This is a genomic window from Vibrio sp. NH-7 (genome assembly GCF_053643215.1).
Genome location: NZ_CM132188.1, coordinates 160494 through 177564, shown reverse-complemented (window position 1 = coordinate 177564; position 17071 = coordinate 160494). Strand labels below are relative to the sequence as shown.

15 protein-coding genes are annotated in these 17071 nt (G+C 46.9%); 9 read left to right on the top strand and 6 right to left on the bottom strand.

Translation table 11 applies throughout. The features are described 5' to 3' along the window. Positions 1-4: 4 nt before the first annotated feature. Complete coding sequence (locus ACUALS_RS15140; RefSeq protein WP_005469201.1) at positions 5-2119, top strand: type I secretion system permease/ATPase; 2115 nt, start codon at positions 5-7, stop codon at positions 2117-2119. A gap of 69 nt (positions 2120-2188) precedes the next feature. On the opposite strand, the gene ACUALS_RS15135 is transcribed toward ACUALS_RS15140, so the two are convergent. Then, complete coding sequence (locus ACUALS_RS15135; protein ID WP_454449744.1) at positions 2189-4732, bottom strand: glycosyl hydrolase family 18 protein; 2544 nt, start codon at positions 4730-4732, stop codon at positions 2189-2191. 366 nt (positions 4733-5098) lie between these two features. Further along, complete coding sequence (locus tag ACUALS_RS15130; RefSeq protein WP_005469170.1) at positions 5099-6496, bottom strand: tryptophanase; 1398 nt, start codon at positions 6494-6496, stop codon at positions 5099-5101. A 401-nt stretch (positions 6497-6897) separates the two neighbouring features. On the opposite strand from ACUALS_RS15130, the gene ACUALS_RS15125 reads away from it, so the two are divergent. Then, complete coding sequence (locus tag ACUALS_RS15125; RefSeq protein WP_005469371.1) at positions 6898-7527, top strand: DUF2057 family protein; 630 nt, start codon at positions 6898-6900, stop codon at positions 7525-7527. Positions 7528-7550: 23 nt separating this feature from the next. Here ACUALS_RS15125 and ACUALS_RS15120 read toward each other — a convergent pair whose 3' ends face one another. Beyond that, on the bottom strand, positions 7551-8828 hold the full coding sequence (locus ACUALS_RS15120) for an HD domain-containing phosphohydrolase (RefSeq protein ID WP_454449743.1): 1278 nt from the start codon (positions 8826-8828) through the stop codon (positions 7551-7553). 226 nt (positions 8829-9054) lie between these two features. On the opposite strand from ACUALS_RS15120, the gene ACUALS_RS15115 reads away from it, so the two are divergent. The 5 genes from ACUALS_RS15115 to sstT all read left to right on the top strand — a co-directional run bounded on the left by ACUALS_RS15115 (position 9055) and on the right by sstT (position 12603). Next, a complete protein-coding gene (locus tag ACUALS_RS15115; RefSeq protein ID WP_454449742.1) occupies positions 9055-9591 on the top strand; it encodes a GNAT family N-acetyltransferase in 537 nt (178 codons plus the stop codon). 100 nt (positions 9592-9691) lie between these two features. Beyond that, a complete protein-coding gene (locus ACUALS_RS15110) occupies positions 9692-10120 on the top strand; it encodes a hypothetical protein (RefSeq protein ID WP_038188175.1) in 429 nt (142 codons plus the stop codon). Next, complete coding sequence (locus ACUALS_RS15105) at positions 10117-10707, top strand: SCO family protein (protein WP_454449741.1); 591 nt, start codon at positions 10117-10119, stop codon at positions 10705-10707. Before ACUALS_RS15110 ends, ACUALS_RS15105 begins: the two co-directional genes overlap by 4 nt. Positions 10708-10709: 2 nt before the next feature. Then, entirely contained in the window at positions 10710-11156 is a 447-nt protein-coding gene (locus ACUALS_RS15100) for a copper chaperone PCu(A)C (RefSeq protein WP_454449740.1), read from the top strand. 226 nt (positions 11157-11382) lie between these two features. Then, entirely contained in the window at positions 11383-12603 is a 1221-nt protein-coding gene (gene sstT / locus ACUALS_RS15095; protein WP_005469142.1) for a serine/threonine transporter SstT, read from the top strand. 51 nt (positions 12604-12654) lie between these two features. Here sstT and ACUALS_RS15090 read toward each other — a convergent pair whose 3' ends face one another. Beyond that, positions 12655-13794 (bottom strand): tetratricopeptide repeat protein, encoded by a 1140-nt coding sequence (locus ACUALS_RS15090; protein ID WP_454449739.1) that lies wholly within the window; start codon positions 13792-13794, stop codon positions 12655-12657. A gap of 364 nt (positions 13795-14158) precedes the next feature. Between ACUALS_RS15090 and nagB the strand changes: the two genes are divergently transcribed. Next, positions 14159-14959, top strand: a complete 801-nt coding sequence (nagB, locus tag ACUALS_RS15085) for a glucosamine-6-phosphate deaminase (RefSeq protein WP_005469082.1) — start codon at positions 14159-14161, stop codon at positions 14957-14959. Positions 14960-15038: 79 nt separating this feature from the next. On the opposite strand, the gene ACUALS_RS15080 is transcribed toward nagB, so the two are convergent. Together ACUALS_RS15080 and ACUALS_RS15075 are read right to left on the bottom strand one after the other, a co-directional pair. Continuing rightward, the gene (locus ACUALS_RS15080) at positions 15039-15212 is read right to left on the bottom strand and encodes a hypothetical protein (protein ID WP_005469303.1); all 174 of its coding nucleotides are present in this window, start codon (positions 15210-15212) and stop codon (positions 15039-15041) included. A 67-nt stretch (positions 15213-15279) separates the two neighbouring features. After that, entirely contained in the window at positions 15280-15999 is a 720-nt protein-coding gene (locus ACUALS_RS15075) for an SDR family oxidoreductase (protein WP_454449738.1), read from the bottom strand. 147 nt (positions 16000-16146) lie between these two features. On the opposite strand from ACUALS_RS15075, the gene ACUALS_RS15070 reads away from it, so the two are divergent. Beyond that, positions 16147-17070, top strand: a complete 924-nt coding sequence (locus ACUALS_RS15070; RefSeq protein WP_454449737.1) for a LysR substrate-binding domain-containing protein — start codon at positions 16147-16149, stop codon at positions 17068-17070. Position 17071: the final 1 nt, after the last annotated feature.

Below are 17071 nucleotides of genomic sequence, written 5' to 3'. Positions count from 1 at the left end.
TAGCATGCAGGATCCGCTATTAAATTCGCTTATCTACGTAAGCCGTTACTATGGCTTAGCGAATTCTCCGGAGGCATTGATCAATGGTTTACCGTTGGCCGACGGAAAGCTCACTCCTTTTCTATTCCCGCGCTCTGCTGAGCGTGCGGGCTTGGTAGCGAAAGAAAACAGAGCACCACTAAAAGACATATCACAACTGGTCTTGCCGGTCGTGTTGCTGCTTAAAAGTGGCGATGCTTGTGTTCTAAACAGCATCAATGACGACAAAAGTGAAGTTGAAATCGTTACCGGAGATTCAGGCTTAGTCCCTGTATCTATCAGTTGGAGCGACCTCGAAGAGCAATACATTGGTCGCTACTTCTTAGTCAAAAAACAGTTTCGCTATGACGAACGCTCTCCCGAAGTATTGGAAACCAAGAAAGGTCACTGGTTCTGGAGTACCATTTGGCAGTCGAAGCACATCTACCGTGACGTACTAATCGCGTCGATTCTGATTAACTTATTCGCGGTCGCGGCGCCGATGTTTACGCGCTTAGTCTACGATAAAGTGGTGCCAAACCTCGCTTTTGAAACACTTTGGGTATTAGCGAGCGGTATCTTTGTCATTTTCTTGTTTGACCTGTGCCTGAAGTTGATGCGCAGCTACTTTATTGATGTCGCGGGCAAGAAGTCCGACATACTGATCTCATCTAAGCTGTTTAGTAAAGTGATGGGGATTCGAATGGAAGCAAGGCCACCCTCAGTCGGTGCGTTTGCGCGTCACTTACAAGAGTTTGAGTCCATTCGAGAGTTCTTTACTTCAGCCACGATTGGTTCCTTGATTGATCTTCCGTTCGCATTACTCTTCTTGCTACTGATCTGGCTGATGGCTGGCAACCTCGTTCTCGTGCCTATCGTCGGCGTGTTGATTTTGGTGATTTACTCACTGCTAATCCAAGGACCATTGCGTCATACCATTGAAGAAGGTTCACGTTTGGCCTCGCAAAAATACGCTAACCTGATCGAGAGCCTTGCCGGGCTCGAGACAGTAAAGCTGTTTGGCGCACAAAGTCAGTTCCAGTTCCGTTGGGAAGAAGCGGTTGCTCATATGGCCAACTGGAATGTCAAAAGCAAAAGGATTACTGACGGTATCCAAAATACTGCGGGCTTTGTTCAGCAAGCTTCAAACGTCGGCATGATTATCCTTGGGGTTTATCTGATTGCAGAAGGCGAATTAACCATGGGTGGGCTCATTGCTGCCACCATGCTAAGCGGCCGTGCCATTGGTCCTATGGTTCAGTTGTCTCTGTTATCGACACGCTATAACCAAGCGAAATCCTCCATGTCGATCATTGAGCAAGTCATGAGCATGCCGGATGAACAAGAGGAAGGGAAACGCTACATCCATCGACCTATCGTCCACGGTAAAATTGAACTGGATAAAGTGACTTTCCACTACCCCGACTCTCCGGTCGCGTCGGTTAGGGACTTGAGCTTAACTATCCAGCCCGGAGAGAAAGTCGCGATTATCGGTCGTATTGGTTCAGGGAAAACCACCCTAGAACGCCTAATTATGGGTTTATACCAGCCGACGGAAGGCCACGTTCGTATCGACGATACTGATATCCAGCAGTTGCACCACATTGATGTTCGACGCAACATCGGCTGCGTGCCGCAAGATAGCCAGCTGTTTTACGGCTCTATCCGCGACAACATCACCCTAGGGCGACCTCTGGCCGATGATCGAGACGTAATGGACGCAGCGAATCGAGCGGGTGTTACCGTGTTCACTCAACAAGACCCTGCAGGTCTGGAGCGTCAGGTAGGTGAAGGTGGCATGCTATTGTCCGGAGGGCAACGTCAAGCAGTGACCATTGCGCGTGCACTGCTAGGCCGTCCACCTGTACTTCTTATGGATGAACCCACCAGCGCCATGGACAACCGTTCAGAAATGCATATCAAACAGCAACTCGCTCAGCTTAAGCAAAGTGAGACGCTGATTTTGATCACTCACAAGACCTCTATGCTCGATGTCGTCGACCGAGTGATTGTGATGGAAAAAGGTTGCGTGATTGCTGATGGGCCAAAACATGAGGTACTAAACAACCTCAAACAAGGTAAGGTAAGAGCGGTCAACTAACCATTTCGAGAACTAAAAAAGCCATTCAGGTCACCCTGAATGGCTTTTTTGTTTTAGCTCGAATATCGATTAGTTAGTTGAACAACTTGCTGGGCCAACTTCTTTCCATACTCCCCATTGACCAGACTTCGTTGGATCGTCACCTTTAGTCCACCATTTCGCTTCCCACACTTTACCAGCCCAAGAAACTTGGTTGCCGCCAGTGTATACCGTAGATGCACTCCAAAGGTCGCTACAAAGATCGCCACCTGTTACCTTCTTCGCCACAACGACAGTCGAAGAAGCCGAAGCGGTCGCTTTGCCATCGCTTAGTGTCACGGTGAAAGCAAGTGATGTATCTTGCGTGTACTCAGCAGCAACAAAGCTCACTGTTGCACCATCCACAGTTGCATTCAAACCTGCTGGTACATCCCAAGTGTAAGTCAGCTGATCGTTGTCAGCGTCACTTGAAGAAGATGCATCAACGACTACCACGTCACCCGCATTGACATTCGCAGGTGCGACAATCGCTGCCACTGGTGGCGTGTTGACAGGTGGTAGGTCCTTAGCGTTGACAGTAACCGTCACGGTATCTGATGCTGTTGCACCTTCGTTGTCAGTGACTGTCAGTTTGAAGCTCAGAGTTTGTGTCTGTGTGACTTCATTGACATCAAAGCTTGCCGCTACACTGCTTGCGCCAACCAAGGTCACTGGCGTGCCGGACACTTGGCTCCACTGGTAGCTCGCGATAGTACCGTCAGAGTCTTTTGAAGCGCTGCCGTCAAGAGAAACAGTAGCAGGACCAACAACCGTAATATCAGCACCTGCATTGGCAACTGGTGCGCGGTTTACTGGCGTTGTTGTGCCGCCCGCTAAACCTTCATGCATCGCATTTAGGATATCGCCATTGTCAGCATCAATTTCCCAAGAGAAAAGACCAGCAAGGCCAAGAGAGCGCACGTACGCACCTTTTGCTTTCACTGAGCGATCATCGTCAAACGTGATCAACTCACCAGTAGAACGGTTCCACACCCAAGGCGCTTCTGCTTGCTCATCATAGCCATATTCAAAGCCATTAACGCCCTGCTTGTTATCGCCAAGCATGAAGGTTTTCACGCCTTTGTAATCAATAACGCCATCTTCCCAAACGCCTTGCTCGGTAGACCCTTTGAGTTTACCTGTTGCAACACCTGTCATTGGGTCGGTTGGATCAGACAATGTATCTGGCATCACACCTTCCCAACCACGACCGTACATAGCAGTTCCCAGTACGAGCTTGTTGGCTGGAACACCTTGCGCTAGTAGCAATTGAATACCGTTGTCAGAGGTGTAAGCAGGACCTTTGTACGGTTCGCCATTTTCATCTAGGCCTGTTCCATCACACTGACCAGGGCGCATAAACGAACCACAGTACAACGCTGTTTGGTGACCCACTACGTTGTTCCAACCACCATAGAAGTCGTAGGTCATCGCGAAGATGTAATCCATGTATTGAATCGCTTCACCGTAGTTCACGTCTTCAATCTTATCGTGACCAACACCGATTGCAGATGTCAATTCGTAAGTACGGCCAGTCTCTGCTTCAAGTTCATCAAGCATGGCACGCAGCTCACGCATTAAGGCGATGTACGCCGGGCCATCGTTTACTGGATCACCTTTATCCGCCGCAGCACCGCCGCCACCAGGGAATTCCCAGTCAATGTCGACACCATCATAGAATTTCCACGTTTTCAGGAAGCGCTTCACTGACGCGATGAAAGTGTCACGATTTGCTTTGTCTACAAAATCGTAGAATGGGTCTGACAGTGTCCAACCACCGATAGAAGGGATGATTTTCAAATCTGGGTTACGCTGCTTCAGCGCCATCAACATTGCGTAGTTGCCCTTGATAGGCGAGCTGTATTCGTGACCGGCTTGCGGGAAGCTCTTTTGATAAGCAGCCCAAGGGTCATGAATGACCACTTCGTAATCCGCAACGCCCTGACACGCAGTTTGCAAAGCGTTGAAGCTGTTGCCTCCAACAGATTTCACCGACTCGTTCGGACCACAAACTGGAATGAAGCCATAAAGAATATGAGTTAGGTTATCGGCTGGAATGTTGTCCACGGTGTACTTACGGCCATAGATACCCCACTCAACAAAGTAAGTACCCACAACGGTATTGGGATCGGTATTGTAGGTTTTATTGTTCGGGTCAACATTCATTGTCAGTGGTTTTAAGTGCGAACCATCCGTATCCGCGACCACAATTTCTGCTGGAGCACTTGCGCTACAACCTGTCGCATCACATGCTTCAATCGTCATCTGATAACGACCACCTTGGCCATAGGTAAAGTTTGCTGTGGTTTGGCTGCCAGTAATCGGGCCAGTCGCCACTTCAACGCCATCAAATAAGATCTTGTAAGTGTCACCCGTAGTGCCACTCCACTGATTAAACTTAACGGTGATGTTCGCTTGCTCGTTGTATTTCACCATCTGGTTGTAGCCAGAGGTGGTTTCCATTGCGAGTTCTATTTTAGAAAATTGTAGGTTGTTCGAGCCATATACGTCGACGCTTGGAGCGGCTGGTGCTGCAAGCGTGGCCCCAGAAAGTGCCATCGCGATGCTAGCTGCACACAAAGTAATACGATTCATATCTATTTCTCTCATTCCTTGAAGTTCACTCTAAAGTCAGAGTTAAAGCTGTTCCTCTACAACTAATGAAGAACATCCACTTCAGTATTTAAGAGACTTTTTTTTAGTTGGAAAAAATAAAAGTGCTTTACGAGTCAAAGTCAAAATTCATAATCGTGTTAGCACTTTGTTACATCAGTAATTGGATACTGAGTCAGAATTTATAAACTCATTGAGTTGCAGAAGAAACCGTATGCTTATGAATAAAATGCAGAATCTGTCACTAGCTAAAGACATGGGATTAAAATAGAACACTGCCCCAGTGAAAATCGCTGAGGCAGTATTTCGGGTCTATTGACCTTTTGCGGTTAAATCGAAATAAGGGAACTATTTCGATTTGAAACGCGCGGTAAAGTGGCGCAATACCGGAGGCTCGTACTCAAATGTCAGCCCTTTTAGCTCGTGCGCACTCTCTTTCAACGCAATAATGGCATCCGCGATGTAGTCCATATGGTCGTTAGTGTAAACACGTCTTGGGATTGTCAGGCGCATCAATTCTAATTCTGATGCTTTCTGCTCTCCGGTTGCCGGATCGCGACCTAACAACAAGGAGCCAATCTCGACAGCACGGACCCCAGCTTCCAGATAGAGTGCATTACATAACACTTGTGCGGGAAACTCGTGCGCAGGAATGTGGGGCAATATTTTCGCTGCATCAACAAACACAGCATGACCACCCGTAGGATATTGAATAGGGATCCCAGCTTCACGTAGCCGCTCACCAAGGTATTGCACTTGGCTGATACGGTAATGAAGGTAGTCTTCATCCGCCCCTTCGTACAAGCCTCTTGCTAATGCTTCCATGTCACGGCCAGCCATACCACCGTATGTCACGAACCCTTCCATCGGTACGCAACGTGTCTGCACTGCTTGGAACAGCTCTTTATGATCACGAATACAGCACATTCCGCCAATATTAACCATCGGATCTTTCTTCGCTGACATCGTCAGCATGTCACCATATTGGTACATTTCTCGAATGATCTCTAGAATCGACTTGTCTTGGTACCCTTCTTCGCGCTGCTTAATGAAGTAAGCATTTTCACAGTAACGCGCGGAATCAATAACTACGGGGATGTCGTTCTTCACAGCAATCTCGTAGACCGCACGCATGTTTGCCATAGAGACTGGCTGTCCACCCGAGCTGTTGCACGTCACGGTGGTGATAATTGCACAAATGTTTCGCGCCCCATGCTCTTCGATCGTCGCTTCCAGTTTTTGCAGATCAAAGTTGCCCTTCCAGTCGTACGGCGTGGTGGTATCAAAGGCATGCTCATCAACCACATTGATTGCCTTACCCCCATTTAACTCAATATGTCCGGCAGTGGTGTCAAAGTGATAATTCGAGATAAATACAGGATCGGTGCCACCGCGAACCGTACGCATACGTTCAATGAGTGCTGGAAATAGAATTTGCTCAGCGCCGCGCCCTTGGTGGGCTGGAACCGTTAACTTGTAGCCAAAGAAATGCTCGACAGCTGCGCACAAGTTGTAATAGTTTCGGCTACCCGCATAAGACTCATCCCCCATCATGATGCCAGCCCACTGATTGTCACTCATGGCACCTGTGCCCGAATCGGTGAGCAGATCGATATACACATCATCACTTCGAAGTAAGAAAGGATTGAGACCGGCTTGGTTGAGCGCCTCGACCCGATCTTGATAAGTGGTCATTTTGATCGGCTCTACCATTTTGATGCGAAAAGGTTCTGGAATACGTTTCATTATAATTTCCTATAGATATAACTGGCCCTACAGAGGAATCTGTATCTGGCTAAATAAATAACTTTTTGAATGTGCGCGAAATGCGCGAGAGGAAATTACAGTGAGTCTGTTTCTTTGCTTTGTAGCGAGAGGCAGTAGTCTAAGTTATACCATGACGACAACACGTATCGGCTGTCGTGCATCCAAATGCAATTCATAGCGTTGTCCTTATCGTTGATGGCAAACTGACCAACAATATAGTCGCTTAATTTGCTCCTTTCCGTGAAATGCGACTCATTTTATAAAAATAGGGCACTCTCCGTCATGTTGCGGTCAAAATTCCCTTCATTGTTAGGGTTCTGATTGCATTCGCCTACTCAGGTTGGCAGAGTTAAGTCCACTCTGTTTTAACGGCGAAAATTATGAAAGTCCAAACCTCATTATTGGCGTTTGCCGCGCTGGGTTTAAGTACAAATGCACTGGCAGATGTTACGATTTCCATTCCAGATACAGTTGAAGTCCTTTTGGTCAATGAACAAAAGCCGCAACTGGATGGCGGTCTTTTCTCATCTCAAAAGACAGTGACCCTACCTGATGGCGAAAACCAAATTCTGTTCTTATACAAGCCTTACTTTACTCAAGGAAAGGATCGAATCATTGTTGAAAGTGATCCTATCGTTGCCAAGTTTGCGGCAAAAGAGAGTGAGCTTGTGTTCGACTTTCCAAGCTACCGAAACGTGCGCGAAGCAAAAGCAGAGATTAAATCTGCCGAATGGCAATTTAAGAACCAAAACGGTCAGGTAGTTGCCGTTCAGCAAGAGCAGCTGGCAAAGGAAGGTATGCAAATTGGGCGCAATTTCAAGCTTGAAATCGCCGAATACAATCGACATGACGGCATCGCCTCATTGAACAAGTCGATCCCGATACCAACCAATGTCTCAATGGATGATTTGAAAGGTGAAAACACCGCAGAGCAGATGCTCCATTTTTGGTATCAAGAAGCCGATAAAGAAACGCAACAGCGCTTTAAACAGTTTCTTTTAGCTCAATAGATTACAGATCATGCACGGCGTGCTCACTGGTGCGCCGTTGCTAGCTCATCGAGACCAGTAGAGATGTTGTAACAGCACCTCGCATGGTGTTGTAAGCAACCATAGACCTTTTCATCCAATTGCCCCTTCTCCACCAGCTCCTTGAGAATACACATCGCTTTAGAGAGCGTTAACCCTTTTCGATAAGGTCTCGATTGCGTCAGCGCCTGAAACACATCCGCGATTGCCACAATCCGGCTTGGTTGATCGAGTTGTTCGGCTGTCTTACCCATTGGGTATCCAGAACCGTCGAGTCGTTCATGGTGGTTGGATGCCCAATCGATCACTTCTTGGCAATGAAACATTTTTATCAAAGCATGACGCGTGTCGGTCGCATGTCGACGGATACAAACATACTCCTCTTCGGTCAAGGCTTGCGGTTTATGCAAAATCGCGACTGGCGTTTTCAGCTTACCAATGTCATGGACGAGGCCGGCTAAGTACAACATTCGTTGAACGCGATGTGAGTAGCCAAGTTGCAGCCCAAGAAACTCCGTCAGTTTTGCTACGTTCCGAGAGTGCTCAAACGTAAATGAGCTTTTTGCATCTACAATCTGGGCAAACAGTTCGGCAACCGAAATGGTTTCTTCTAACGTCAGGTGGGTGGAAAAGAACGGAACGGCGTCAAAACGATAAGCTAAATTCTCGATGTAGCGCGAATCCATGGAGAACCAAAAGTCATCACTGTCGATCAGCTCAACCATGTGTTGAACATGATTGGCATCAAACATAGTCCATGCGTTGGCTAACAACTCTTGCGTAATCACCTCACGGCTAGATTGAGTCACATTGCCGTAGCTATCAGGACAATAGTTGGCATGCAGATAGTCAACTCTATCGGATATAAACAGCAGCGCGGCGAACTGCTTATCCTCCTCGGAAATGCCTTCTGTCTGCGCTAGCTCAGACCACCATGTATGGTGATAAAGAATCGGGACAGCTAAGGACTCCAAAGGTTTGCAAGCACGAAGGAGTTCGTACCCTTTCACGCAATGAGAAATCGTGTCTTTGGGCACCAAGCTTTCTAGCAGTGCGCTTCTTTCCGTTGCTTCCGTAACGCCACAGTCATGAATCAAACCCAGTGAAAAGGCAATTTGAGCCTTTTCTTCACTCCAACCCATTCTTTGGGCACAGCGATACGCGATATAAGCCACTCGATGGCCGTGATGGATATCATCCACGCCAACCGCATCCAGCGCACAAGCCATTTCAAACAACACCTGACGTAAATCGACGCTTACGTGATCAAGTGACACTTCCATATTATTCCGCACCAACAAATTTCGTTGTTATTATTTTAGTGCCGAGAGAGTAAACTAAAGTGCCAGGCAAAAACCACATCAATATAACGGCTATTTACAATTATGTGATTTATATAACGTAACCCAATAATTTCGTGCCACACAAAAAGTCAATTATTTGAAGTAGTTATGGTCTTACCAGTGCGTTCCTGTTAGCTTGTTGTAACCACACTCTCTAGGAGATCTTATGTTTACCGTCCAGATCGACAATGAGTTGCAACTTGCACTCATACAGGAATCCTTCGCTCCTCGCTATGTAGAATTAGTATCCGAGCAAAAAGAATACCTATCCCAATGGCTTGCATGGCCAGCATTTTGCCATGCAGAACAAGACTTTAAGCTGTTTGCCCAGCGTATGCTGCATGACTATGCCGATGGAAAGTCCATGACCTGTGCCATCATTTACCAAGGTGAAATTGTAGGTAACTGCAGCTTCAACACCATTAACCATGATACTAAACGAGCAGAAGTCGGGTATTGGTTGTCTCAGCCTCATCAAGGAAAAGGCATTATTACCCGGGTGGTCACCAAGCTTATTGATATTGCATTCAATGAACTCAAGCTAGAGAAAGTCGAGCTATCCGCCGCAAAAGACAACCTCGCCAGCCGAGCAGTCGCAGAACGAGTCGGAATGACGCTTGAAGGTATTATCACTAATGCTGAAAAAGTGGGCGATCGCATTCTCGACCACGCCGTTTATGGGATTAAGAAGCAGCATAACTAAGTAGATTGGCTTGACCACCCGCACATAATTCTTCGCTATCTCATGTATTTACATGACTGAAGTGCTAGGATTGCGATTTTATAAACGAAGGAAGCGTAACGTGCCTTCAATCATTAAATTCGCACTGATCGCCTTGGCCCTCTGCGCGGGGTTCTTCGCTGGTGATCTCTATCATTGGTATAAAAGCGAGGCCGCTCGTCCATCTTTAGATGACTACTGCCTGCTTTCAACCAAACCGTGTAGCGAAAACGATATCACGGTGACGCTGGATCGAGATGTCAGCCAGCCTTTGATTCCAACCCAAATTCAAGTCGAATGGTCGTCTTCTGACAGTGACTCCCTACTGTTAACGCTCGAAGGTTATGAGATGGAGATGGGCATCACGCTATTCAAACTGAACAAAAAGCAGGACAACATCTATACCGGAGAGATCCTTCTCCCCGTCTGTACCTTGGAAGCCATGACCTGGGTTGGCCAGTTGTCAGATGGAAAGAGGCAAATTAACACGGCCATTAGGATGGAACGATGAGTAAAAATTGGACATTAATATTGATCACCGCGTTTGTGTTGGGGTTTGGACTAAAAAGCTACCTAGACAATCAACCAAAACAAGCGGACGCTCAACCAAGCCAAGTCATGCTTTTTGGCGAAAATAACCAAGAAGTCAACATCTTCGATACCAGCGACTCACGTATCCGTGTGGTCTATTTTGGTTTCACTCGCTGCCCTGATGTGTGCCCAACCTCTTTGGCGATGCTAGCTGGCGCACTCAATCAAGCCGATGAAGCAACCAAACAGAAGTTTCGTCCGATGTTCATTTCGCTGGATCCAGAGCGCGATGCCGCTGCAGACTCGTACAAATATGCGCAGTATTTCCACCCTATGATAGAAGGGCTATCCGCGCCGCTTGACGTCACCACACCATTGGCTCACCGGTACGGAGTGATTTTTAGAAAAACTGAGCTAGAAAACTCAGAATTGAAATACACCCTTGATCATAGTTCCTATTTTTATTTCCTAAAACCAGATGGCACACTCATAACAAAAGTGCCACATACGCTAACACCGGCACCATTGGTAGAAGCGTTTCAATCCATCACATTAGAAGGACAATAGCCATGAAGTTGAAATCACTGCTTCTTGCAACCTTGGCACTGAGCCCCCTTGCCCAAGCGGACATGGATATCATGACTCATCATGCTTACGCGAGAGCGACACCACCGAATGCCGCCACCAGCGCAGTGTTCGCTGAAATAATGAACCACAGTGAAAACGACAGAGTCATTGTTTCAGCGTCCACCGAAGCAGCGGGTAAAGTGGAACTGCATGATGTGATTAAAGAGGGCGATGTGATGAAAATGCGCCAAATTGAGTCAATCACCGTTCCTGCCAATGGAAAAGTTGAGTTGAAACCCGGCAGCTTACACATCATGTTGTTTGACCTAACCCAACCGTTAGTGGAAGGGGAAGCGATTGATGTTCAAATCACTTTCGCCAATGGTCAAAAACAGACCTTCAATGCCCCTATCAAAAAAGTGATGAGCGGTATGAAGCATCATCATTAAACTGATTTCTTTGTGACCAAGCCAAAAGGAGCATTGCGCTCCTTTTTTGTTACTCATAAAAACAATAACACAACACAAAATTCACACTTACTGGTTAATCTTAATTTTTCCTGCTAATTTTCAATTAAATCTAGACACAATATTTCAACACGCTAGTATGTCCTGCTCAGTTTGAGATAACTGAAATTACTATAAATCTATAAATTTATTCATTGCAGGGATAACTATGCAACACAACTCACTTATTGCCCGTTTCGCTCGTGGCAATCTGGTTTTGCAAATCCTAGCCGGTATCATTCTTGGTGTTGGTCTAGCGACAATTGCTCCAGAGTCAGCGAAAGATGCGGGATTACTTGGAAGCCTCTTTGTCGGTGCACTAAAAGCAGTCGCACCTATTCTTGTGTTTATTCTGGTCGCCGCTTCGATTGCCAACCAGAAGAAAAACCAACACACCTACATGCGCCCAATCGTGGTTCTTTACCTTTTCGGTACACTAACAGCGGCATTGACTGCTGTCGTACTTAGCTTCTTGTTCCCGACTACGTTAACGCTTGTTTCTGGTGCCGAAGGTACAACACCACCACAAGGTATTGCGGAAGTGATGCATACTTTGCTGTTCAAGTTGGTGGATAACCCAGTTAACGCCCTAATGAGCGCTAACTACATCGGTATCCTTGCTTGGGCAGTTGGCCTCGGTTTGGCACTGCATCATGCCTCAGCAACCACCAAAGCGGTGTTTGAAGATCTTAGCCACGGCGTTTCACAAATCGTTCGTTTCATCATTCGCCTAGCGCCATTCGGTATCTTTGGCCTTGTTGCATCAACACTGGCAACAACGGGCTTTGAAGCGCTTGCTGGCTACGCGCACCTTCTGGCAGTTCTATTAGGTTCAATGGCGATCATTGCGCTTGTGGTTAACCCAATCATCGTGTTCGTAAAAACCGGCGAAAATCCATACCCATTGGTGCTGCAATGTCTACGTGAAAGTGGCGTCACTGCCTTCTTTACTCGTTCAAGTGCAGCAAACATTCCGGTCAACATGGCGCTGTGTGAAAAGCTAAAGCTGGATGAAGACACGTACTCAGTTTCTATTCCGCTAGGTGCAACCATCAACATGGCGGGCGCGGCAATTACGATTACAACACTAACGCTAGCTGCAGTACACACTATGGGTATTGAGATTGACCTGCTTACCGCTCTATTGCTGAGCTTGGTGGCGGCAGTGTCCGCTTGTGGTGCTTCAGGTGTGGCAGGTGGCTCGTTGCTGTTAATCCCACTGGCATGTGGCCTGTTTGGCATTCCAAATGAGATTGCGATGCAAGTGGTTGCGGTAGGCTTTATTATCGGTGTTGTTCAAGACTCAGCAGAAACCGCGCTCAACAGTTCGACAGATGTGGTGTTCACCGCTGCGGTATGCAAGTCGAAACAGAAACAAGCAAAATCATAAATCAAAAAAATGGCCTCTAGTTAAGAGGCCATTTTTATTTCTTACCATGGCCTAATTCTTATCCATTGGAGACTGGCTGAAATCCACTCTCGCCGGTTTATCTTCAATCACCGCTTCCACACTCTCTCCCGTTGGCGCTTCAACCTTTAATAACTCTGGCGCTTGCTCTGCTTCTGTAGGCGTTTGCTCTAACAACGGAATGTTGCGCTTGTACAGTTTGTTTAGTGCTTTGATGATTGAGTGCTTGCCGACTTTATTCTCGCGAATTTTTTTCATCATCGGCTTACTTAGCCCTTGGAGCCCAACCACGGTATCGACCCCGATATTGAGCGCGACTCTGTCCCGCAGTGATTTGGCTCGCTCGTAGCCAAGTTGACTCGCTAAGAAGAGCCATATGTATGCGATGGCGTTACCATTGGGTTTGTAATCCATCCACACTTCCCCTGCCGCATACATCGCTTCTAAGTAGCCTTTCTCTGCGGCTCGCTCTAGCCAATAACAGCCTTTGGCGTGATCTGGCTCGACGCCAATCCCCTTGATATAGCTGAGTCCGAGCTTCATGCGCCCTTCATTGCTACGCAGCTTCGCCGCGCGGCGGTAATACTCTATCGACATTGCAGGATCTGGGTTGCCATTGTTGTCCGACACATGCCAGTCGCCGAGAAAGATCAACGCATCAATATGATTATGAGAGGCAGCCGCTTCCATGACTTGAATCGCCTTGTATTGGTCCGGCTCTGTGCCTCGACCATGGAACAGCGCCACGCCCATTTCGAACTTATGTTGTAAGCTCCCTTCAGATGCCGCTATGCAAACTTTCCAGAACTTAGATTGCTCTCTAAGAATGACGTCTTGCTGCATTTTGGCACTTAAGCGAATAATCCCATACATGCCTGTCACATTGTCCAACTTTGCCGCTTTGGTATACCAATATAAGGCTTCTTTCGGTTTGGTTCGCTCTGCTTCTTTCGCCAAAAATAAGATCGTCGGAATGTGACCACCTTCCGCCTTATAAATGCGATCTTCGCGCTCCTGTTTGCGATTTTTCTCCATAGCTTTGCGATAAGCGATCTCTCGCTCTTTTCGTTCTTGTTCTAAACGCTTTTTGCGCACCGACAATGCCAGCATCCACAAGAACATGCAGAGTAATAGCAACCCCGTGATACCTATCGCAATACCTATAATATTCATTCAGATTTCTTTGTTTTTCTTCAACATTTGGTTATCGGCTGTCTGCCCAATAAATTGAGCGCTAACATCATACCCTATTTTGTATGCATATCACTTAAAGCTAGTCTATTGGCGAACATTTAGCGGTCGTATTGCCTTTATCATTGTTGAAGCATCAAAAATTAACGATGTGAATTAATGCCCTCCTGCCTCGAAGTCAAGCTGCTAAACTCAATAACGACAACGTTTAACCGTGCAAAACTTAATCACAAATCAAATTAATCAAGAAAATTTGACCGAAAACAATAGAAGATCGCAAAAACTTATTTTATAATGCGAATTAATGTTTCAGAGCATCATAAATTCTAATACTTAGGGGCAAAAAATGAGACTTATCCCGTTAAACCAAGCAGCACAAGTAGGTAAGTGGGCAGCTGCGCACATCGTTAAACGCATTAACGACTTCAAACCAACTGCAGAACGTCCTTTCGTTCTTGGCCTACCAACTGGTGGTACTCCTCTTGCAACTTACAAAGCACTTATCGAGCTGCACAAGGCTGGTGAAGTAAGCTTCAAGCACGTTGTGACATTTAACATGGATGAGTACATCGGCATCCCTGCGGATCACCCAGAGTCTTACCGCTCTTTCATGTACAACAACTTCTTCAATCACATTGATATCCAAGAAGAGAACATCAACCTTCTTGATGGCAACGCTGACGACAACGAAGCTGAGTGCAAACGCTACGAAGACAAAATCAAATCTTACGGCCGCATCAACCTATTTATGGGCGGTGTAGGCAACGATGGTCACATTGCGTTCAATGAGCCAGCGTCTTCTCTATCTTCACGTACTCGTATCAAAACGTTGACTGAAGATACTCGCATCGCTAACTCACGCTTCTTCGATGGCGACATCAACCAAGTTCCTAAATACGCACTGACTATCGGTGTAGGTACTCTGCTTGATTCTGAAGAGATCATGATCCTAGTAACAGGTCACAACAAAGCGCTTGCTCTTGAAGCAGCGGTTGAAGGCAGCGTAAACCACCTATGGACGGTTTCTGCACTGCAACTGCACCCGAAATCAGTCATCGTATGTGACGAACCTGCAACGCAAGAGCTAAAAGTGAAAACAGTTAAGTACTTCACTGAGCTAGAAGCAAAAAACATCGAAGGTTTCTAAATTCTTAGAACGCCAGAATTAAAAATCCGAGCCCTTATGGCTCGGATTTTTTCTTTTTACTCGAAGAATGCATTCAGCATCAGCTTTCTGGCATTTCAGAACTGCCCTGATGAGGAGACGACGCGCTCCAGTGCTCATTCGGATCAAACGCCTCATCGCACAAATCGATAGAGTAGCCCATTTCCAAGACTTCTTTTATGGTTAGGTTATCGGCAACTTGGGTCACCTCACCTTTTTCATTACGTAGTTCCATAGTTCACCTTCCCAGTGTGTTGACCACATAGTCCATCACTACTTCGAGTATAGATGACATCGCACAATTATGGCTGCTGCTTAGTCGGTGCGAGCGCAATTTCACGCACACACACGTTTTGAGGTTGGTTGTAGGCAAACTCAACGGCTCTCGCAATATCATCCGCCGCGAGCACACCTCCCATCTCCTGTTTCCAATCGTCATAGCCCGCTTTGATTTCTTGCGACGTGGTATGAGAGAGCAACTCCGTTTCTACCGCGCCTGGTGCAATAGTTGTAACACGGACATTGGAAGCGGCCACTTCCTCACGAACATTTTCCGAAATCGCATGAACGGCAAACTTAGTACCGCAATAAGCGGCATGGTTTGGGAAGGTTTTTTTACCCGCAATCGAGCTGATGTTAATGATGGTACCGCTATTGCGCGCCATCATAGGAGCCAACACTACCTGCATACCATTGAGCAATCCGATCACGTTAACGTCGAACATCTGTTTCCATTCGTTGGCCTCTTGGCTATCGATTTGGCCAAGAAGCATCACGCCCGCATTATTAACCAGTCCATCGACCGGACCAAATTGCTGCTCTGCTTTGGCAATCGCTGCTTCAAACGTGGTTTTGTCTGTCACATCGACTTTTTCACACAGTGTATTTGGAAGATTGAGTTCAACCAAACGCTCAACACGACGAGCAAGTAGAAGAAGAGGATGTCCAGCCTCACTGAGTCGACGCGCAATTGCTTCACCAATACCCGAGCTCGCGCCTGTAATTACGATAAGTTTTTTCATTGTCTATCTCTCACCTGTTCAACATTGCAGCTCAGTTTGGCTGCGATGGCGATATAGTAAAAAAATCCGGTTTGTTGATATATACGCCTACAGTTGAAACACTGTTGCTAGAGTGCAACAATAAAACGCCTGTACAGGAGGGCCGTGATGCTCAACCAAATCAATCTTGCCGATATTCGATCTTTCGTCCTTATTGCCCAATTAGGAAACTTTACCAAAGCGGCCGAGGCGCTGAATGTCTCTCGCTCTCATGTCTCACGCCAGATCAGTCAACTGGAAAAACAGATGGGGGTTACCCTGCTGATCAGAACCACGCGGACGCTGAAACTAACCGACGCAGGAAGGCTCTTCTACCAACAGTGCGCTCACGCGTTGGGCACGATCGATCAAGCCTTGAGCGCCGCGACTGAAGACACAGAAACTCTTCAAGGCATGATAAAAGTGAATGCGGTTGGTGGTTACTTGGGTGAAGAGCTTGTAGCGGATTTGATTTCAGAGTTCATGACCAGCCATCCGAACGTGACGGTCAGTCTCGAATTTAGCAGCCATCGCGTTGACCTCATTGAAGATGAATTTGATATCGCGTTTCGAATGGGGCAACTTGAAGATGCAGGATTTGTGGCACGCAAACTCATGAACGTTGAGATGGGCACATTAGCAAGCCCGAGCTACTTAGCAAGTTCGCCACCGCTTGAACACCCGAACCAACTTCGCCACCACCAATGTTTAACAGGGTCAGTCACGCGTTGGAGCTTTGAACACCCGAGTACAAAGCAAGTCATGGATGTGAATATTAATGGCCACCTAAAATGCAAAAATGGCAGAGTGCTGGTTAAAGGGGCACTAAAGGATCACGGCATTATTCGTGTTCCTCTTATCTATTGCCAAGAGGAGTTGAGGCAGGGAGCACTCAAAGAAGTATTCCAAGATTGGCGCGTGCCCAGCGTTGAATTCTCTATGATTTATCCCAAAGACCGCTACCAACCCAAGCGGCTCAAATTGTTTATTAGCTTTGCAAGAGAGTACTTCCAAAGACAAAACGAAAGGATGAAGGACAATGCTGCTCTCTAAG